Origin of the sequence: Oceanobacillus zhaokaii, assembly GCF_003352005.1 — a bacterium.
Taxonomy (GTDB): domain Bacteria; phylum Bacillota; class Bacilli; order Bacillales; family Amphibacillaceae; genus Oceanobacillus; species Oceanobacillus zhaokaii.
Genome location: NZ_CP024848.1, coordinates 962,397 through 980,976, shown reverse-complemented (window position 1 = coordinate 980,976; position 18,580 = coordinate 962,397). Strand labels below are relative to the sequence as shown.

The 18,580-nt window shown below is 36.2% G+C and carries 20 protein-coding genes and 1 pseudogene; 5 read left to right on the top strand and 16 right to left on the bottom strand.

Going from position 1 to position 18,580, the window contains the following annotated elements:
- Positions 1-21: 21 nt before the first annotated feature.
- Both CUC15_RS04980 and CUC15_RS04975 read right to left on the bottom strand, forming a co-directional pair.
- Positions 22-441 (bottom strand): hypothetical protein, encoded by a 420-nt coding sequence (locus CUC15_RS04980; RefSeq protein ID WP_114915615.1) that lies wholly within the window; start codon positions 439-441, stop codon positions 22-24.
- 118 nt (positions 442-559) lie between these two features.
- Complete coding sequence (locus CUC15_RS04975) at positions 560-1,132, bottom strand: DinB family protein (RefSeq protein ID WP_114915614.1); 573 nt, start codon at positions 1,130-1,132, stop codon at positions 560-562.
- 721 nt (positions 1,133-1,853) lie between these two features.
- On the opposite strand from CUC15_RS04975, the gene CUC15_RS04965 reads away from it, so the two are divergent.
- Positions 1,854-2,588 carry a YqcI/YcgG family protein gene (locus tag CUC15_RS04965; protein WP_114915612.1) on the top strand — a complete coding sequence of 245 codons (735 nt, stop codon included), beginning with the start codon at positions 1,854-1,856 and terminating at the stop codon, positions 2,586-2,588.
- An 86-nt stretch (positions 2,589-2,674) separates the two neighbouring features.
- Here CUC15_RS04965 and CUC15_RS04960 read toward each other — a convergent pair whose 3' ends face one another.
- Together CUC15_RS04960 and CUC15_RS04950 are read right to left on the bottom strand one after the other, a co-directional pair.
- On the bottom strand, positions 2,675-3,559 hold the full coding sequence (locus CUC15_RS04960; RefSeq protein ID WP_114915611.1) for a TIGR01777 family oxidoreductase: 885 nt from the start codon (positions 3,557-3,559) through the stop codon (positions 2,675-2,677).
- 639 nt (positions 3,560-4,198) lie between these two features.
- Positions 4,199-4,444 (bottom strand): hypothetical protein, encoded by a 246-nt coding sequence (locus CUC15_RS04950; protein ID WP_162800268.1) that lies wholly within the window; start codon positions 4,442-4,444, stop codon positions 4,199-4,201.
- Positions 4,445-4,733: 289 nt separating this feature from the next.
- Between CUC15_RS04950 and CUC15_RS04945 the strand changes: the two genes are divergently transcribed.
- The gene (locus tag CUC15_RS04945; RefSeq protein ID WP_114915608.1) at positions 4,734-5,864 is read left to right on the top strand and encodes a CAP domain-containing protein; all 1,131 of its coding nucleotides are present in this window, start codon (positions 4,734-4,736) and stop codon (positions 5,862-5,864) included.
- A 31-nt stretch (positions 5,865-5,895) separates the two neighbouring features.
- On the opposite strand, the gene CUC15_RS04940 is transcribed toward CUC15_RS04945, so the two are convergent.
- The 8 genes and pseudogenes from CUC15_RS04940 to CUC15_RS04905 all read right to left on the bottom strand — a co-directional run bounded on the left by CUC15_RS04940 (position 5,896) and on the right by CUC15_RS04905 (position 13,718).
- Positions 5,896-6,399 carry a hypothetical protein gene (locus tag CUC15_RS04940; RefSeq protein WP_114915607.1) on the bottom strand — a complete coding sequence of 168 codons (504 nt, stop codon included), beginning with the start codon at positions 6,397-6,399 and terminating at the stop codon, positions 5,896-5,898.
- Between the two features lie 72 nt (positions 6,400-6,471).
- Positions 6,472-6,825, bottom strand: a complete 354-nt coding sequence (locus tag CUC15_RS04935) for a DUF3658 domain-containing protein (RefSeq protein ID WP_114915606.1) — start codon at positions 6,823-6,825, stop codon at positions 6,472-6,474.
- 58 nt (positions 6,826-6,883) lie between these two features.
- Positions 6,884-7,306, bottom strand: coding sequence for a GDSL-type esterase/lipase family protein (locus tag CUC15_RS04930; protein ID WP_242985951.1), 423 nt, complete (start codon positions 7,304-7,306; stop codon positions 6,884-6,886).
- Positions 7,307-7,327: 21 nt separating this feature from the next.
- Positions 7,328-7,849 (bottom strand): hypothetical protein, encoded by a 522-nt coding sequence (locus CUC15_RS04925; protein WP_114915605.1) that lies wholly within the window; start codon positions 7,847-7,849, stop codon positions 7,328-7,330.
- A gap of 249 nt (positions 7,850-8,098) precedes the next feature.
- Positions 8,099-10,021, bottom strand: coding sequence for an FUSC family protein (locus CUC15_RS04920; RefSeq protein WP_114915604.1), 1,923 nt, complete (start codon positions 10,019-10,021; stop codon positions 8,099-8,101).
- A 427-nt stretch (positions 10,022-10,448) separates the two neighbouring features.
- Positions 10,449-10,611 (bottom strand): annotated as a pseudogene (locus CUC15_RS04915) (tRNA-dihydrouridine synthase); the annotation flags it as partial.
- 24 nt (positions 10,612-10,635) lie between these two features.
- Entirely contained in the window at positions 10,636-12,078 is a 1,443-nt protein-coding gene (locus CUC15_RS04910) for a sensor histidine kinase (RefSeq protein WP_242985950.1), read from the bottom strand.
- Positions 12,079-12,764: 686 nt separating this feature from the next.
- Positions 12,765-13,718 carry a tRNA dihydrouridine synthase gene (locus tag CUC15_RS04905; RefSeq protein ID WP_114915602.1) on the bottom strand — a complete coding sequence of 318 codons (954 nt, stop codon included), beginning with the start codon at positions 13,716-13,718 and terminating at the stop codon, positions 12,765-12,767.
- Positions 13,719-14,105: 387 nt separating this feature from the next.
- Here CUC15_RS04905 and CUC15_RS04900 point away from each other — a divergent pair, with 387 nt between their 5' ends.
- The 3 genes from CUC15_RS04900 (at position 14,106) to CUC15_RS04890 (ending at position 15,480) form a co-directional block, all read left to right on the top strand.
- Positions 14,106-14,510 carry a recombinase family protein gene (locus tag CUC15_RS04900; protein WP_114915601.1) on the top strand — a complete coding sequence of 135 codons (405 nt, stop codon included), beginning with the start codon at positions 14,106-14,108 and terminating at the stop codon, positions 14,508-14,510.
- Positions 14,511-14,932: 422 nt separating this feature from the next.
- Positions 14,933-15,148 carry a WYL domain-containing protein gene (locus CUC15_RS04895; RefSeq protein WP_114915600.1) on the top strand — a complete coding sequence of 72 codons (216 nt, stop codon included), beginning with the start codon at positions 14,933-14,935 and terminating at the stop codon, positions 15,146-15,148.
- Positions 15,149-15,150: 2 nt separating this feature from the next.
- Positions 15,151-15,480 carry a YolD-like family protein gene (locus tag CUC15_RS04890; protein ID WP_114915599.1) on the top strand — a complete coding sequence of 110 codons (330 nt, stop codon included), beginning with the start codon at positions 15,151-15,153 and terminating at the stop codon, positions 15,478-15,480.
- A gap of 585 nt (positions 15,481-16,065) precedes the next feature.
- On the opposite strand, the gene CUC15_RS04885 is transcribed toward CUC15_RS04890, so the two are convergent.
- From CUC15_RS04885 to CUC15_RS04870, 4 genes are all read right to left on the bottom strand, one after another.
- Entirely contained in the window at positions 16,066-16,815 is a 750-nt protein-coding gene (locus tag CUC15_RS04885) for an ABC transporter permease (RefSeq protein ID WP_114915598.1), read from the bottom strand.
- The gene (locus CUC15_RS04880; protein WP_114915597.1) at positions 16,816-17,577 is read right to left on the bottom strand and encodes an ABC transporter ATP-binding protein; all 762 of its coding nucleotides are present in this window, start codon (positions 17,575-17,577) and stop codon (positions 16,816-16,818) included. It abuts the gene before it with no gap.
- Between the two features lie 216 nt (positions 17,578-17,793).
- Entirely contained in the window at positions 17,794-18,135 is a 342-nt protein-coding gene (locus CUC15_RS04875; RefSeq protein ID WP_114915596.1) for a DUF1048 domain-containing protein, read from the bottom strand.
- Positions 18,132-18,476, bottom strand: coding sequence for a PadR family transcriptional regulator (locus CUC15_RS04870; RefSeq protein ID WP_114915595.1), 345 nt, complete (start codon positions 18,474-18,476; stop codon positions 18,132-18,134). The genes CUC15_RS04875 and CUC15_RS04870 overlap by 4 nt, the downstream gene beginning before the upstream one ends.
- Positions 18,477-18,580 lie beyond the last annotated feature (104 nt).

Genomic DNA, 18,580 nt, shown 5'->3' with positions numbered 1-18,580 from the left:
AGTCGTATCGACTTGGATCAGTTAGTTCATTAAGATACTTTGAAGCTTTATTGAATGTTCTCTATCTAAAGAACCAAATCCTTCTTTTTCATGATTACTGAATATTTCTGCATCATTATTATCATTAAACCAGACTCTATATTCATATAGCCTTTCAGGTTCATTCTCATCCAATGTGTAAAATAGTGTAACTAATGCGTCCTCTTTTCTCTCCATCGACACCTCTTTACCAGGTTCCCATTTAATCTGCTTGAAAATCCCCCTAAGTTTGTCCATTATTTCTTCATCAGTTAATATTACAGTATCTTCGTAATCCCCTTCTTGCTCAACTTTTTGTACATCAACTCTTGTTAAGTTATCATAATCTTGACTCGAACAAGCTGGAAACAAAGATAAAACGAAAAATAATAAAATCACCTGCTTGTTGAATTTAACCTTCAAACCAAGCACCCCTTTTATTCCTTAAACAATAGATTTCATCTTTTATCCTTCCCTAATAGTAAAAAGGGAAAAAAATAGCTGACGTTCAATCTCATTTTCAACGCTTGCATCCTTTACATCATTCAGTGTCAGATTTCTGAATCAAAGATTCAAGATTATCGTGAATAATTCTAATATGGTGTGCTTCATGAATGGCTAATAGTTGAATCGCTTGAATAAGGTTAGGATTATTTGCTGCAGGGTCTAAAAAAACAATATGCCCAGCAATATCTTCCTCAATATTCGCTACCATTGTTGATATTTTTAAAGTCTCCTTAACCAGAAGCTGATTCAATTCGTTAAAGTCCAATGTATTGTATATTTTTTTTGGCGGATTCAAGATAAAAGGTGCCTTCATACCTTTCCCATGCTTTTCTCTGTACTCCTTATAAATATCTTCTATATTAGTATCAAATGGTTTGTTTCTCATCATCTGTGCAAATAACTTTGTGCATGGAATGGTAATGGTTGCAGCAACTCGCAGCATTCTTGTAATTAAATATAAGTGATACATCGTTTCCCCAATAGACCATTTGCTTTCGTTAGGTCTTTCCCATAATTGAACCCTCGATATCGATTTGAGTGTTGGAAAAAGCATTTCTCTTTGTTGTTTAATTGTTATAAAGTGTTTTTTCATACTTTCAGATCTCATCGTGTACCCCGATTCTCTCAGTTCTAAAATAGACTAACCTGCGTCTTCTCGATAATTGAACAAGAAAAAAGCGATTCATTTTGGAATCGCACTTCTGGCTTGTTTAATTAGATTGTAACTTTCTCAGTATTACTATGTTTGCAGCAACTCCGATAAACCCAGTAATCGCGAATACATATGCTACAAACAAAGATATTGAAGAAGGTGATTCAGTAAGTATTCTAAGCATACCAACCGAAAAAATAAGAAAACTGCCTACAAGTGTAATAATGCTTCGAGTTTTATTTTTCACCTTTCAAACCTCCTAACAGTATTGCCAGCACAACAAAATAACTAACCTGCCCCGATAGGTAAATGTCACTATATTCATAATAGCATAATATTCTAATATTTCCTAAAGATATACGGTCTATATTATCATTTATGTATTTTTTGGAACATCATTAATCACTTCTTTAATTTCCGTGTATTGAGGTTCACATTAGACAACTTTCTGAAGTGCTCCATACTCACTCTGACAATATGTTTGAGATTGATCTTGAATTATTTTCAACATAATCTATCCTCCAGTTTCTTAATTCATTTCTTTTCTATTCCCTTGATATTTCGTTTCATAACCCATTAGAAATTTTTTCTATGAGTTTTCGTTGTTTTAAGAATTTTAAGATGGGGTAAAGACTAGACATAGAGGTATGCGTATAAAGTTAGTGGAGGCGATCTTATGATTACAAAGGAAAAAGCTTTATTAACAAAAGAAGATTTTCATACTAGAACAGACTTGCCAAGTTGGCTCCATAAAGCATACGAAACTTTTCATAACACGGTAACGGATAAAACGTTTCCATGTTATTTTGGAATGGGTGGCGAACTGAAAGGCGAGCTTCGCTATGCTTATATTAATCAAGACGACTGGAGTAATCTGCCGGTTGCAGTAGAAGGCTTTCTAGATTTATTTAAATTACCAAATTACAAGAGACACGGTCTCTTTGTATTTGTAGAGCCTTTTGAGCAAGAGGGGTCTATCGAAGACTATCGGGAGCAATTTTGGAATATTCTTCAATACTTACATGAGGTAGACGAAGTTGAATGGCCGGAAGACAGTCATCAAGACCCCGATCACTATTTATGGGATTTCCGATTCAATGGCGAGCCAATCTTCGTGTTCGGAAATGCTCCTGCCTATAAAAAGCGAAAGACACGTCATTTAGGAAATGCGATGGTTCTTGGATTCCAGCCTCGTAAGATATTTGAAGGATTAGAAGGGACGGAAAAAGGCGGAATTATGTCTCGTGAAAGAGTTCGTAAACGTGTAGAAGCTTGGGATCAGCTGCCTAAGCATCCAAATATCGGACACTATGGAGACCCGACACATAATGAATGGAAGCAATTCTTTATTGGTGATGATATTGAACCAATTCAAGGAAAATGTCCATTCCACCATAAATCACAAGCGTAAAATCCCCGTTTTATTGGGGATTTTTGGAAAATTACGAAACAGTAAATCCATTCTCTACCCTCTTTCTACTATTGCTATAGCATTATTTACTTTAAAATGTCTTCTAAGGTCTTATCAAGTGTTTTATAGGTAAACTTATAACCTTCACGTTCTAATCTGTCTGGAAGAACCCACCGACTTTTTAATACCAATTCTGTTTCTGTTTTAATTATCAGCGATCCAATCTCCAACATCCATTTGGGCGAAGGTAGACCCAATGGAACATTCATCGTTCTTCTTAGTTTTTCCATTAATTCACGATTACTAACAGGTTGTGGTGAAGAGCAATTAAAAACTCCACTTAGCTCTTCTTTATCTTTCAAAAAATGAACGATTTTAAATAAATCCTCGATATGTATCCAACTAAACTTTTGGTTTCCCTTTCCTTGAACACCTCCAAGTCCAAACTTCACTAAATTTCTATAAGGTTTTATTACTCCGCCGTCCTTACCTAATACAATAGCTATGCGTAAGGAGATTTGCCTTGTTGTTGGTAGATCAAAGGCAAAGAAGGTTTTCTCCCAGTTTGTTGCAACATCAACCGAGAATCCTGAACCAATCTCCCCTTCTTCCTCTGTCATAGGACGATCTTCAGCGTGTCGATAAATGGTTGCCGTACTGGAATTCATCCAAATCGCAGGTGGTTTATTACATGCCTGAATAGCTTCTCCCAGTATTGTAGTTGTCCTTATCCTTGAATTCATAATTTCATTCTTATTTGCTTCATTATATCGACAATTTACAGATTTACCCGCAAGATTGATAAGAAGTTCCGTATCTTCCAATGCCTCTATAATACCCAATTTATCTTCCCAAGAAATATGTTGTTTTTGCCGTGATATGATTTTTACTTCATATCCTAGCTCCTTAAATTTCTTCGCAAAATATTCACCAATAAAACCTGTTCCTCCCGCTAAAACTACCTTTTCCATTGAAAAACCCCAATCTATTTTAAAGTCGGTTATTATTTCAGGTGCCAGTTTAATGATAAATTCCTCTATACTTCTCCACTCAATAATACTATATAATCTGTATTATAGATTAATTCATAATAATATTTTAAAAAATAAACACACATTAAATAATTTGGACCAATGTAAAATTCCTTATTTAAGAAAAGCATCATATAGCATAATTAGGTTTGTTATACTACTATTTCCATTCGTGGTTCAATACACTAGATAGAAATGAATATCACTAGCCATCTTTAATCTAAAAATCTTCAATACCTCGGCCCCTGTCTGATCTTGTTCTCCGTTCTTCTCTCCATAATACACCCCAACTAACAAAATCAAACCAAGTGTAATCAAAGCAACTATAATTTCCCTCAAATTATTCCCAAAATAAAAAAGAGCCTGATTGATAGACAATCAAACTCTGGTATATCAACTTTCTTTATAAATCTACTTTAGAATCAAAGTCTTCTAAACCATTTGCTGCATCATCGTAACACTAGTATGATTCCCTTCAATAGTCGAGAATTCGAATTCTGCCGTCTATCTATCGACTAATTCTTTAGACGATTAACCTCATTATTAGTAAAAAAGTTTCTATTGTTACTCTCTTATTTGTTAAACAAAGAATGCCTCCTCGGGCAATTTATAGGTTTCCTCTACGCCAGCTTGAGTGACAACAAGCTCATTGGAGTTATCGGAAGCTGGCTCTTTAGTTAACCTATCTGTACGATAATCATAGACCAATTGTTCAATATCTTGTTTTTCCTTCCCTTCCGTCGTTTGACTTTCACCAACGACGGTTAGCATATAAATTACCCCTAGTATTGCTACGATAACAAGGGTAAAGATTAATATTTTCATTTTCTTCTTCCTTTTCATGTTGGGTGTCATCTCCTGTCTGACTGGTTGTAGCCGCTCTCCCATTTACAAATAATTTTACATGTAAAATTAAGTGGATAAGTAGCGGAAATCTTTCCTAATTCTTTATATACCCTTATGAGACGTAAATTAATCAAAAACTGAAAACATATAACTTTACTGAAAATTTTCTTTCTAGTTTCTATGTAAATAATTACTAATCGCTCCTGCATTTGTTCATACTGAAGATATGATAAAATAGAAAAATAGGAATACCAGATAGGGTGAGCTTATGCGAAAACTGAGAAATATTATCGTCTTGCTGGTCATTGCAGGAGTTTTTTGGAACTTTTATGGAGATACATTCCAGCAAACTGGATTTACAGGCGTATATAAAGATATCCGATCGGATGCCAATGAAATCAGAGAAAATCCAAATGTCACTGCAGCAATCGATACGATCAGTCAAGAGATTAAACTATTAGTCGGTCGGTTGACAGATGTCTCGCCAGATGATGAACAGCCAGCACAACCTGCCGCTGAGAAACCGCAATTAGAGGAGCCAACCGAGCAATCCTTCTCGGTCCATAATGTGGAAATTGGTGATAAGCGTTCCGAGGTGGAACAGCATGCGGGAGAGCCAAAGCGCTCGTCATTAAATGAATATGGTGTCGAATGGGTTACCTATCATGAAAATTATCAAAACTTTTTCATGGCATCATATGATGAGCAGGATCAGGTTACTGGGTTATACACCAATCAGGACTTACTGACCTCTACAAATGGAATCACCTTTGATAGTTCAAGAGACTCTGTACTGTCAACGCTCAATGAGCCGCTGTCAGCAATCAGAAAAGGGCTCATCAATTACCAGATCCAAGACAATCAGGAATATAATATCTTTCTTATCGACAACAATTATGTGACCATCTTCTATGACAAGCATGAAAATAGTACGGTTACAGCAATCCAAATCATCAGTGGCGAACTCGAACAACAGAAGGACACGTATTATGCCGGTCCAAGTGAAGCGTTGACAGAAGGATTGGAATATCAATTGTTCGATCTGACAAATACTGTAAGAGTGAACCATGGACTTTCTGTTCTTGAATTGAATGAACCCCTCATAAAGACAGCTCGTGACCACAGTACAGACATGGCCGAAAACAACTATTTCAGTCATACGAACCTGGAAGGACAATCACCATTTGACAGAATGGCAGAAGATAATATTGCCTTTCGAACTGCTGGCGAAAACCTTGCTACCGGTCAGCAAAGCAGTATTTTTGCCCATGAAGGTTTAATGAACTCGCTCGGCCACCGGGAAAATATATTAAAAGAGGATTTTGAATCCCTTGCTGTTGGTGTTTCATTGAGTACCGACGCTCAACCATTTTATACAGAGAATTTTATGACAAAATAGAAGGTATCAGATTAATTGTAAATATGCTTCACTATTGAACATCTAATGGAACCGCATAAATACCTGTACCTTCTTCCCACGTTACCAATATTTCATATATTGCCTTACCGTTTTCCTTTACGTCTTTCAAGTCGTTGTATGTTGCTATCATATTATTGTTGTTATCGTAAACTCTTATTTCATAATTTAGTGGTTGTTTTTCGAAGTTTAGTTTGATAGGATCACTTATATTAACACCCACCGCATCTTCTACGTTAACTAATTCTGTTGATGGCAAAGAATCCGCTTCTATACTTATCATTTGTCCTGTTTTGAAATCAAGATAACTCCAACTGTAACCACCTTGACTTGTTTTTACTGTTTCTTCGCCAAAAGAAATGGTTAGTGAAGGTGGTTTCTCATATTGAGTAAAATTAATTTCTTGAGAATTTCCATCACCATTTGAAGCATCATTATGTTCTGGATTACCTTCATTTGCATTACTACAACCTACTAAAGCAAACAGCATAAAAACTACACTATAAATTTTCTTCAAATTATCACCCTTTAAATTAGACATCCGTTTTATATTAAGGTTTCTCTATGTTCATGAGAATCTGAATGTAAGTTACCTTAGTTTCACACTATAATATCTCATTGCTTTTGGAATTCCCTTTATTTCAAAAACCCCTTTATAGATTAAACTTCTCACTCTATATTCTATAAAAGAATCCCCTAACTGATTGATCTGGCGATATACTTCCCCGATTAACCTTCCTGCTTTTATAAATCCTTTTTCACTTTGCTCAGCATGTATATTTCGGGCAGTATCCACAATCAATTCATCAAAGTAATCTTTATTGACAGAGTTGATTTTGTTGTTCTCACAAATCCTCACTACTCCTCTTGATTCTGATAATGCTATCCATTCTCTTTCCAATCGTTTTCTATCTGCAGCAGTTAAACAAAAACATCTGCGAATTCCTGTATAACACCATCATTTCAAGAACTAATTTCCTTAACCTTCGTTGTTATTAAACCTACCAGAAAATCATAACCATCTTCCCCAAAATGAAGACCATCATTTTTAATTCCTTAAGTTTATTAAGATAATCTTCTAGAGAAATCATTTTAGAAAAGAAATCGATAAAGTGACTGCCTGTTAGATCTGCTACTTGTTTTACAACTAAAGCATACTTTAATAACACTTCATTAGTTCTTGCAAATTGAACTTTTTCATCAACAGGGGCAGGAGTGATTAAAATGGTTTTTTCAGGTTTAATCAGGTGTGTAATTTTATATAGGTTTTTTTTATAGGTTTCAAGATCAATTATTTTATGGAATGCCGCATCATTCGCACCAAATAACACTGTTACTAAATCTGGGTTATGTTTAATTACATCATTTTCAATTCTAATAATCGCCTCACACGTGTTATTGCCTGAAACACTTTTGCTACTCATACAAGAGTTAATGAAAGAATTTTAATTATTCAAGGTAGCTAATAAATCTTCACCACGAATTAACATAACTTCTATTTTATGTTCTTCATTTAAATTAGCTTGCCCAGTCACCGTTTCAATTTCTGATGATTCATTGCCTTCTTTTTGGTACTGTATTTCTGCGGTGAAATCATAAATTATCTCTTTCGATTCTGTCTTCTCATATTCAATGTTTTTTACCTTTATGCTGTAATCATTTTTTATCGCTTCAATCATCATTCCTGATCCATAGCTCATTATAAATTCCACAAAGGCTTCTCCATTTGCAAAATAATCTTTGTATAGTTTTTCTTCATATTGTGCTAAATCTTCGATGTCTGTATCACTATTAAATGCTTTCTTAAATTCATCATCGGGACCTGTAAAAGCATTCTGTAACACAGCTTCAACCGTCTCTATATTCTCATTTTGTATTTTCGTTTCTGTCTTCTCAGTACAACCGACCAATATAAGAAATGAAGTGAATAAAGCGATTACAAATAATTTGTACGTTTGTTTTTGCATAAAAACTCCCCCTTTATAAGTAAGTAATACGATGAACGATGCTATTAGGTTTCAAAAAATGCCATATACATATCCTAAATAAATCCATTCAGAGCCGTTTCAACGAGATAAAAAAAGAGAAAAAAACTAGATTGGTACTTGTCTTTTTCTCCTCAGAAATTCCAATTTCCAAAAAATCGGAGTCTGAATCGGTAATGTTTATTTTAACTAGACATAGCAGGTAGAATCACTGACACACGAATCATGTATTTAACGATAGATAGCCTTCTGCAAATCCTCCAATTCTTTGTTAATACTTGGATATCCTTCTATTTTCGGAATTATTTTTTTAGATGATGGACGTTTTAGACCTGCTGGATTTGCCATCATTTCGCAAGCGTAAAGCAATTGTGCAAGTACTTTATCGGAAAGAATTGGACGTCTCTCCATTTTGGAAGATTCCTCCAAAAGATAAGCTAAATGCTCAATGGAAAACACGATGTTCCAATAATAATCCAAGGTTTCACGTTGTATCGGTATTTCACCAGAAGCAGTATTATACAAGGTTTTTAAATTGGTTAAATTAATTCGCATCTTTCTCAGTTCCTTACTTTTTCTCACATTAAATCCTTTTTCCTGTTCAGAAAAAAGTACCAATAATAATTGTGTTTGACTCCGAATTGTTTTGCCAATAAAATGTGGAATACGGCTGGATGCAGACTTTCTTCCAATCAACCATACTCCGATTAAACCAATCACGCTCCCGATAATGACATCTATAATTCTGGATGAAGCAAAATATGAAAAGCTAAAGCTACCTACAGATGTACTTTCGGCCATTAAGAGAGCATTCGGAGTAAAGAACAATGCTGCCAGACCATAATTTTTCACAATAAAAAGTTCGGTAATAAATGTCAATATAAGTATAATAAGCGCGATAATATACCCAGATGGCTCCATTGTCAGAACCAAACTGGCAATAATAATTCCAATGACCGTACCAATTCCTCGTTGAATTGCACGATGATGAGTGGCCACAATTGTAGCCCCTGACATTACGGCCACACAGGATAGAGGGACCCAATACGAACGGGTCAATTCAAACTCAAATGCAATTATTGCAGCAATGGTTGTAATTAAGCCAAAACGTAATGCGGTGATAAAAACGATGGAGTTCTTATCAAAAGCACCTCCGAATATTGTCTTCAGTGATAATTTCGATGTTTGAATTACTTGATTAATTCGGGTTGTCGGTTCATTCATGATTGCATCTGCGTCATAAATTTTTGCAAATAACTGACTTACCGCTTCATCCATTTCACTAGGCTGAGGAATCTTTTCATAAACTATTTTATTTTTCTTATCAAATGAATTGGCAAGCTCCCTTACCGTCTGTCCCAACTCCTGTGGCAATTTTTCCTGAGTATCTATAAAATGCTCTGTGATATATATAAATATCTTATTTGCATGTTGATTTAATAGATACAACCGTTTAAATAAATCCGTTTCTCTCCATGAAATGTACCCTTTGGTAAGTGTTTCATCTGCCTCCCTCAATACAGACATCATATTGTGTCTTGATGTATTAAAGTTGTTCGTACCTATAGAGTCAATTAAATTCGCCAACTCTATATATACTCTTTTTACCACAGTTTCTTCTGCACCATAAGGGTCAAATAACCAACCAATCATGGCGATTACCCACGACAAACTCGCGCCGAGAAAGACGAGTGCAGCCCGTAAAGGCGCAAGCTCCGGATTCACTGGCATTCCTGAAACCATCGCAAAAACCAAAACAAAGAAGATTGCAGACGGCCCCGCAATTCTTAAGGATCCAAAAATAAAAATGACTGTTGCTCCTATCACTCCCATTAAAATAGCTACAGCGAGTGGGTAAGGAGCTGCAAGCGTTCCTAATATGGTGACCAAAGTCATTCCTAGCACAACAAAAAATATTTTTTTAGCCCGCTGTGCATAGGGTATATCAAACACATACAAATAAGTAAATCCACCCAATCCCGCAATTAATCCATATTCCAGACTACCGAAGAGCAATCCGATAATAACGGGAAGACTTGCAGCTAATCCCGCAGAAAAGGCTTTAACCCAAGGAAAAGGCTTCCGGTTAACCTTTAAAGCCTGTTTCAAAATAGATAAAACTTCAGATTTTTTATTTTTATTGCTTTTTACCAAAACTAAATCACTTCTTCCTTAGATAACTTTGTTGTCCTCAAGTCTTTCGGGTGACAGCCTTAGTTGCACTTATGTAGTAAGAAAGCTTCTACGCTTTCTTAACTAATTTAATAATATATTGAATTAAAGTTTACTAATGAACTCTTACTTTTCCATTTTCCGCTCCAAAAATACGCGTCTTTTTACCTGTACTTCACCTTTCTTCGGAGTTGGAGTATCGTTATTCTAAAATTTCCAGAAAGTAAACTTGAAAATAACATAGGAATAACAAGGGGTTGGGAATGAAAATACCCCGAATTCGCAAATGTATGTTTAACGAAAACAGGGTGGAATAGTAAATGTTTATTTCTGTTATACTATAAGAATAGAATTATGAGAATTCTTATCTCCCATCAATACTCTTTCACCCAAGGTTATCGAGCAACTCACGCACTTTCACACTTACAGGCAATGTCTCCCGCTTTCGCTGCTTCAATGAGCTCTGCTGCAACTTCCGGACGGCGAATAAGACCGCTCCCCTTTCCATTCGATGCCACATTAGGTACAGGGAATCCCATATTGATATCTATTCCCTTAAAGCCATTCCTTGCGCTCCATGAAAAAAGGACCAGCTTTTAAGCCGATCCTTTATCTAGCTGATCCAAATCCAACAACCCGTTCTGAGGTAATTCAATTTGAAAATGGGTTCCCATAGTAGTGCTTTCAACAATGCTGATGTTTCCCAATTGTTCGGTTAATACCTTTTTAACAAAAGGAAGTCCTAATCCCGTCCCACTATCTTTAATAGACATAAATGGATTAAAAACACTATCCCAATTTTCAAAAGGTATCCCATTCCCAGTATCGCAAAAATGGATTAAGATACTCTTGTCAACTACTTCTGTTCTAATCGTTATTTTCCTAATTTCCTTATCATCTGGAATAGCCTCCACACTATTTTTGATCAAATTGATAAACACCTGTTCCAGGTAGGTTTTATTTATGAAAGCCTTGAGTGGTTTATAGTGATTGATGAATTCAATTTCTACATGACGCTCTTTCGCAATTCCCTGCGATAGTTCTATGGCATTGTAAATAACTGACTCGAAATCATCTACTTTAAGTGCAATTTTGGAAGACCTCATATATTCTTGGTAATTGTCTGCAAGTTTCTGTAAATGCTCTGAAGACTTCATAATCATCTCTACAGCACCATTGTCTCTATCTGTCATGGAGTCAGTCTTGTTTAACATTTTAGAAAAACCTTTAATGATTTGATTGGTGTTTTTGACCTCATGTATTAAACTGGCAGTTAGGCTTCCTGTATAGTCTAACTTTTTTTGTCTTTCCATTAACTCATAGTAATTTAACTTCATATTAGTGTTCAGCTTTACAAACTCTAACATAATTAACGTAGAAAATAGTATGACTCCTATGCTACCAGATATCATGCCTGTCGCTGGGTGAAAGTTTAATAAACCAAACGTATAAAAAAGCACTGCATATATAGAAAATCTCATTAAAAAGTTTTTTGTATTCGTATTAAGAAGCTTTGGCAGAAGTATAAATGCCATTGTTAAAATCAGCACAAAGCTAGCCATATGGATTTTAAACAACAAACCTAACGGACCATAAACTGGGTAATAAAAGTTAATAGAAGAAAATCCTAAACTAACAATTTCTAGTCCAGCAATACCTAACCTTGTCCAATCAACAAGATAAACAAATACACTCCAAACAAGTAATGCGCGGAAGTTTTTTTTATTAAATACAGACTTAGAGATACCTTCTATCCATCTATTGTTATCTTTCCTCATTGGCTCATCTTGTATGATGATGGATATTAAATAAAAGAGGGTAGGTATAGTAAAGATTGGACCGAAGCGAAACATACGAAAAAGAAATAAAACAACATCTTCATTCCAAGACTCTTCAAAGAAAAGAACTCCTATGTAAAATTGCCAAACTGCTAGTAAACACATAGCTATGAATAACCCTGTGGACAGTTTAGATCCTTTAAAAATTTGACTAATAGCAAAAGCTAATACAATAGGAATAAGACCAATTGTAATAATCAATATTCCAATAAGCGAAGCAATTCACCTCTCTTGACACGAACTTACACCTTTTAATTCATCTAAATTATAGCATAAAGAAGCTTTCTTAATGTAAAAAATTTAGGATTGCAATAGGAGTTATATGCTTTTTAGTTCAATCAAGAAAAGAGAGCAGAATTATGAATACTACTAACCAATGTATAAAACAAAAATTGGCGGAAATGAATTCGGTTTAATTACCGTATTCACACCTGCCAATTTACTGCTCACTATAAACCCTATCATTTAGGAATCGTATCAGCTTAACGTCCCGCTTCGTTTTTACCTTGGTAGGAATAAGACCAATTGTAATAATCAATATTCCAATAAGCGAAGCAATTCACCTCTCTTGACACGAACTTACACCTTTTAATTCATCTAAATTATAGCATAAAGAAGCTTTCTTAATGTAAAAAATTTAGGATTGCAATAGGAGTTATATGCTTTTTAGTTGAATCAAGAAAAGAGAGCAGAATTATGAATACTACTAACCAATGTATAAAACAAAAATTGGCGGAAATGAATTCGGTTTAATTACCGTATTCACACCTGCCAATTTACTGCTCACTATAAACCCTATCATTTAGGAATCGTATCAGCTTAACGTCCCGCTTCGTTTTTACCTTGGAATGTAAGACTTCTACTATGTCGGTTTCAACAACATTCTTTTACCCAAGGTTATCGAGCAATTCACGCACTTCATCTGTTGACTCTGTACTCATCAATTGATTTCTTAATTCACTCGCACCTTGAAAATCACGGACATAAATCTTAAAAAAGCGACGAAGAGGCCTGAACTGACGGGCTTCCAATTTTGAATATTTATCATGGAGATCCAGCTGCAGCCTTAAGAGATCAAGCAATTCCTTATGACTATGTTCTTTCGGCTCTTTTTCAAAGGCAAATGGATTTTTAAAAATACCGCGCCCAATCATTACCCCATCTACACCGTATTGTTCTACAAGCTTCAAACCAGTTTGACGGTCAGGGATATCCCCATTGATTGTCAAAAGTGTACCTGGTGCCACCTCATCACGAAGTTTCTTAATCTCAGGAATTAGTTCCCAATGGGCGTCTACTTTGCTCATTTCCTTTCTTGTACGCAGATGAATGGAAAGATTAGCAATGTCTTGTTTCAAGATGTGTGTTAGCCAGTCGCGCCATTCGTCTACATTCGTGTAACCAAGTCTAGTCTTCACACTTACGGGCAATCCTCCTGCTTTTGCTGCTTCAATTAACTCCGCAGCAACTTCCGGACGACGAATAAGACCGCTTCCCTTTCCATTCGATGCCACATTAGGTACAGGGCATCCCATATTGATATCTATCCCCTTAAACCCTTGTTTCGCCATTCCAATACTCATTTCCCTATAGTGTTCAGGCTTATCACCCCATATATGGGCTACAATCGGTTGTTCATCCTCTGTAAAAGTCAACCGCCCACGAACACTTTGTTTTCCCTCTGGGTGACAATAACTTACCGAGTTTGTAAACTCTGTAAAAAACACATCCGGTCTGGCTGCTTCACTCACTACATGACGAAAAACAACATCTGTCACGTCTTCCATTGGAGCTAGTATAAAAAACGGTCGTGGTAAATCACGCCAAAAATTTTCTTTCATCTTAAAACAAATCCTCTCATTAATGTATATCAGATCAAACCCTTAACACATGGATGTCACCACGCCTTTCGGTGACATCCTTAATTTCACTTACTTATACAGTAAGAAATATTTTTTACTTGCTTAACTACCAAAATTAAAAAGCAAGGGTCCCTGCTTCTTTTACACTTATACCATGCTTAAGCACTTTTTATCAAACTGTTTGGGAATTTTTATTATAGTTTGTCACCCATGGGAGAATGATAAATTTGTTTATTTTGTCCTAATGAATTTAATAGGAACTCTATTTGAGTCTCTTTTTATCCAATATACAAGTTTAAGTATAGCTCCAGATAAAAGTGTTAATTACTTATAGTATTAACTTGATTATAGAGATGAGGAGTCTAATTGTTTAATTCATATACTTATAAAACAGGGATATTCTATTCCCAACGTGTTGTAGAAAAAAAGTATAATGTTGCAGCAATAGAAGATAAAATTTTCGAGCGATTAAATGAGTACAATATAGATATAGTAAAGAAATTCTCTGATCTTGGATACATGAATCTACAGCGGCCAGGTTTAAATGAACTAATAAACTATCTGATAAATTTGGAAAAGAACATTGATGTTGTTGTTTTTTATTCTTTTGATTTTCTAGGTAGAGATAAAAGAAGACTCAATTTTGTAATGCCAAGAATCAAGAGACATGTAAAGGAAGTAATTTATATTGAAAATAAAACAATTTCTCAGAGTAATCGTTTAAATAAAGATTTTATTGATAATAAGCTTGCATGGAAATGGATCAATTAGCAGAATATTCTAAACAAAGTTTGATTAAAATAAACCAAAAAAAAAACTATAATAAGCCTGTTCAGAAAAAGATTGAATCAAAACAGGCTCTCAAACTATTTCATTCCAGAGAAATGTAATTTTTCATTTTTTTCTCTAGACTATCCAGAACTTTCAAATGGTAATAACGGATGGTTATTTGGCATGTGCAAATTTAAGTATATCATAATTAATTTTAGTTTTTTAGAAAAAATATTGATAACTATTAGCTGGTTTCGGTAACTCTCTACGTTGATCTTTAATGGTTCCAGATACCATTTATGTGCTGACTAATATTAAACAAATTTCATGCTACTTCTATAAATAGCAAAAAATTCCTTTGTATAAATTATAATATTTATGTTAAAATAAGAACAAATGTTCCTATATTAGGAGGGTTCAGTATGAAAGGTTTAATATTGCGTTCTATGGAAAATAAAGAAAAGATTGTTATCTTTTATATTGACCAGAATAATAGCGTTACTAAAAGAATAGTAAAAGTGGTAAGTACTAATGGTAAGTTAATTGCAGCTTATTGTTATTGGCGTAAACAGATTAGAACGTTTAAATTAGAAAATATCCTTTCTGCTGAACCAATCAGAAAGAGGGTGGGTGCATAATTATGAGCAATGTTAACGACCGTGGAACCATTAAGTGGACATCAATGATGATGCCTGAACAAGTTAAGATGCTGGATGAATATTGGAATAGTATGGATAACAAAATTAAACCGATTTTGGATGAACAGCAACTCGAAGAAATCGGAATCAAGCTGCACGAAGCGATTAGTAAGAACTCAGAAGTTGAAATTACATACTATGGGGATTATGACTATCTACTTGTTAGAGATAAAATTTATTATGTCAATTATAATGATAAATATCTCAAGATGAATGACTTTGACAGAACTAAGATTGAGTTTGATTATATTTTAGATATTCAGATTGAATAATCCCCTGCATGGGGGTTTTTTTACTGTTGTATAAATAATTTCTTTATTTTACGGTAAATAAAAGAAACCATTTCGGAAAAAAAGATTTCTAATAATCCAAATCAATTTCTTCTATTTTGTCTCAATACATTTCCCCATAAAAATTAATAACCTGCAATGTTAACACAAAAGACGGCTGTTTTATTGAATTATCGCACCCTTTATTTTAACAAATTAATGGCAATTAGTGTCTATGAATACCACCAATCATATTTAATAATACTTCTCAATAATAAAGGGATTGCCGCAACAACCCCTCTCTCCAACACTAGCCGCTTTACTTTGAGTACATTTCTTCACATTACTTAACTTTTATTTCAGAAAAGCTGTCCCGTTTATTCAATAAGAAACAGAGATTTTTTATACTCGTTAATAACTCATTTTTAAGATTCTAAATTATTCCGTACTTTTCAATACAAAATCAATACCATATCTTTTAAAGTTTCATCAATGGTTTACACCGGGGTCTAAGCTGTCTTCCATGTGATAGCTAATGCAATCATCGCAACGATGACTATTGGTATCACTAGTCCCATATTAGTGTACTTACCCTAACCGGTGTTTAAATACTTTACTAGCGAATAAATAAGCGATAACCATGATGCCGACACACCAGGCAAGCGCGATCCAGATATCGTTCCCAACAGACCCTTCATACAAGAGGGCACGAATCGTATCAACGATTGAAGTCACGGGCTGGTTCTCAGCAAAAACACGGACAATTTTAGGCATAGTTTCAGTCGGAACGAAGGCCGAACTGATAAATGGCAAGAAAATTAGAGGATACGAATAGGCTGTCGCCCCTTCCATAGATTTTGCTGTCAATCCGGGAATGACTGCAAGCCATGTCAGCGCCAGCGTAAACAGTCCGAGTATCCCAACTACGGCAAGCCATTGCAGGATATCTGCGTTGGTACGGAAACCCATCAAGAGCGCGACGAGGATAACCACCGCGACAGTAAGCACATTGGAAACAAGCGAGGTCAATACGTGAGCCCACAATACCGACGTGCGCTTGATGGGCATGGTAATGAAACGCGCCATCAGCCCGCTCCTTACATCTGTAAATAGCCGCAAGGAAGTGTAAGCGACGCCGGATGCGATAGTAATCAGTAAGATTCCCGGCAATAAATAATTGACGTAGTTGTCCGTTCCTGTCTTAATAGCACCACCAAATACGTAGACAAACAACAGCATCATCATAATCGGCGTAATCGCCACCGTGATAATCGTATCAGGGCTACGCATGATATTGCGCATTAAACGTCCAAGTAAAACACCTGTTTTGCTATTCATTTACATCTTCCCCTTTTTGCCGATGATTGCGAGGAATATTTCCTCCAATGTTGGCTGCTTCTCGATGTATTCCACTTTCGCTGGTGGGAACATCTCCTTAAGTTCAGTAAGGGTGCCCGTTGTGATGATTTTTCCACCATGTAGGATTGCAATACGGTCCGCCAGTTGTTCGGCTTCCTCCAGGTACTGAGTCGTTAGCAAGATCGTTGTGCCACTGCCTGCAAGTTCGTTGATGGTATTCCAGACTTCAATCCGCGCTTCGGGGTCAAGCCCTGTCGACGATTCATCGAGAAAAATGACTGCTGGCTTCCCAATCAGGCTCATAGCGATGTCAAGCCGTCGCTTCATCCCACCGGAATATTTGTCCGCCCGGTGATTGGCCGCATCGGTCAGGCTGAATCTTTCAAGCAGATTATCGGCGACTTGAGCAGGATCGGAAACTCCCCGCAACTTGGCGATCATTATCAGGTTTTCCCGCCCGGTGAGCATACCGTCTAAAGCTGCGAACTGCCCTGTCAGGCTGATGCTCTGGCGAACATGATCCGGTTGACGCTGGACGTCAAAGCCACAAATACTTACTTCACCGCCATCGGGCTTCATCAGCGTCGAGAGGATGTTGACCATTGTCGTCTTGCCCGCTCCATTTGAGCCGAGCAGTGCAAAAATTTCACCACGCTGCACCTCAAATTCCACCCCCTTTAAGACTTTCTTGTCTTTAAAGGATTTAGTTAACCCTTTTACAGAAATCGCTGCATTGCCCATACTTTTTCCTCCCTATTAAATGCGCAACAAGGCGCTAAATTTCCTATTCTCCTCTACTCAGTCTGACTGATAATCTGTATTACTTACTACCAGATTAAAAATATAACTGAATAGTGAAGGTGGCAATTCACATTTGTAACCTGCTATTCAGTCGGGATTATCTATTGAATTAATTTTTTTGTGGGTACTAGGCGAAAATCCACTAGGACTTCGCCGCTAGCCACGACCAATCGTATCGTTCAACTTTTTGCGATATTTGTCCTTCCAAGTATGCTCATCCTTCACTAGGTCGTCGCAGAATGCAGCCACGTCCTCGCCCGTAAGGTCAGTGACTTTCTTGCCTTCTGCTGCACCCTCCTCGAAGAGATCTAGAATACCACCATAGATTCGGCTTATGTCCTTCCAATCGGTGGGGCCACCACCAGCAGTCCACATATATTTTTGGATAGCTTTGTAAGCGTTGCGGTACTCACTTGGAAGTGCCTTCGCACGTGCCTCCATAGCCTTCCATTCGCGCTTGTCATCCAGACTTCCGATAATCTTTTCAAAAATATTCATGTTACCTCTCTCCCTTTGATATTAATAGATTTGAGTTCGTTAATTTTATTTGAGACAAAATCCCATTTTCTCCAAAAAATTTCAAGTTGCTCTTGACCTGCAGCATTGAGTGTGTAAAACTTTCTCGGCGGTCCCATAGTGGATGGCTTTTTCTCGATGTCCACTAGATTGTTTTTCTCAAGCCTCATCGTAATCGTATAAACTGTGCCTTCAACTAACTCAGTGAAGCCAAGTTCTCGCAACCGTTGCGTGATTTCATAGCCGTAAGTTTCGCCACGACTGATGATTTCAAGCACACACCCCTCAAGCACCCCTTTCAGCATTTCTGTAATATTTTCCAAATTTGCTACCCCCATTTATATTTCTCATTATTATACTCAACACAGGTATTTTGTATTACTGATATTCTGTATTACTTACTACCAGTATATAGTAATGCAGAATA

Bases quoted from the DNA above. Each gene is read 5' to 3' on its own strand.
- CUC15_RS04875 (WP_114915596.1), bottom strand. From the start codon at position 18,135: ATGAATATTTTTGAAAAGATTATCGGAAGTCTGGATGACAAGCGCGAA.
- CUC15_RS04890 (WP_114915599.1), top strand. From the start codon at position 15,151: ATGAGCAATGTTAACGACCGTGGAACCATTAAGTGGACATCAATGATG.
- CUC15_RS04965 (WP_114915612.1), top strand. From the start codon at position 1,854: ATGATTACAAAGGAAAAAGCTTTATTAACAAAAGAAGATTTTCATACT.
- CUC15_RS04960 (WP_114915611.1), bottom strand. From the start codon at position 3,559: ATGGAAAAGGTAGTTTTAGCGGGAGGAACAGGTTTTATTGGTGAATAT.
- CUC15_RS04925 (WP_114915605.1), bottom strand. From the start codon at position 7,849: ATGCAAAAACAAACGTACAAATTATTTGTAATCGCTTTATTCACTTCA.
- CUC15_RS04930 (WP_242985951.1), bottom strand. From the start codon at position 7,306: ATGAGTAGCAAAAGTGTTTCAGGCAATAACACGTGTGAGGCGATTATT.
- CUC15_RS04975 (WP_114915614.1), bottom strand. From the start codon at position 1,132: ATGAGATCTGAAAGTATGAAAAAACACTTTATAACAATTAAACAACAA.
- CUC15_RS04905 (WP_114915602.1), bottom strand. From the start codon at position 13,718: ATGAAAGAAAATTTTTGGCGTGATTTACCACGACCGTTTTTTATACTA.
- CUC15_RS04885 (WP_114915598.1), bottom strand. From the start codon at position 16,815: ATGAATAGCAAAACAGGTGTTTTACTTGGACGTTTAATGCGCAATATC.
- CUC15_RS04945 (WP_114915608.1), top strand. From the start codon at position 4,734: ATGCGAAAACTGAGAAATATTATCGTCTTGCTGGTCATTGCAGGAGTT.
- CUC15_RS04950 (WP_162800268.1), bottom strand. From the start codon at position 4,444: ATGAAAATATTAATCTTTACCCTTGTTATCGTAGCAATACTAGGGGTA.
- CUC15_RS04895 (WP_114915600.1), top strand. From the start codon at position 14,933: ATGAAAGGTTTAATATTGCGTTCTATGGAAAATAAAGAAAAGATTGTT.
- CUC15_RS04880 (WP_114915597.1), bottom strand. From the start codon at position 17,577: ATGGGCAATGCAGCGATTTCTGTAAAAGGGTTAACTAAATCCTTTAAA.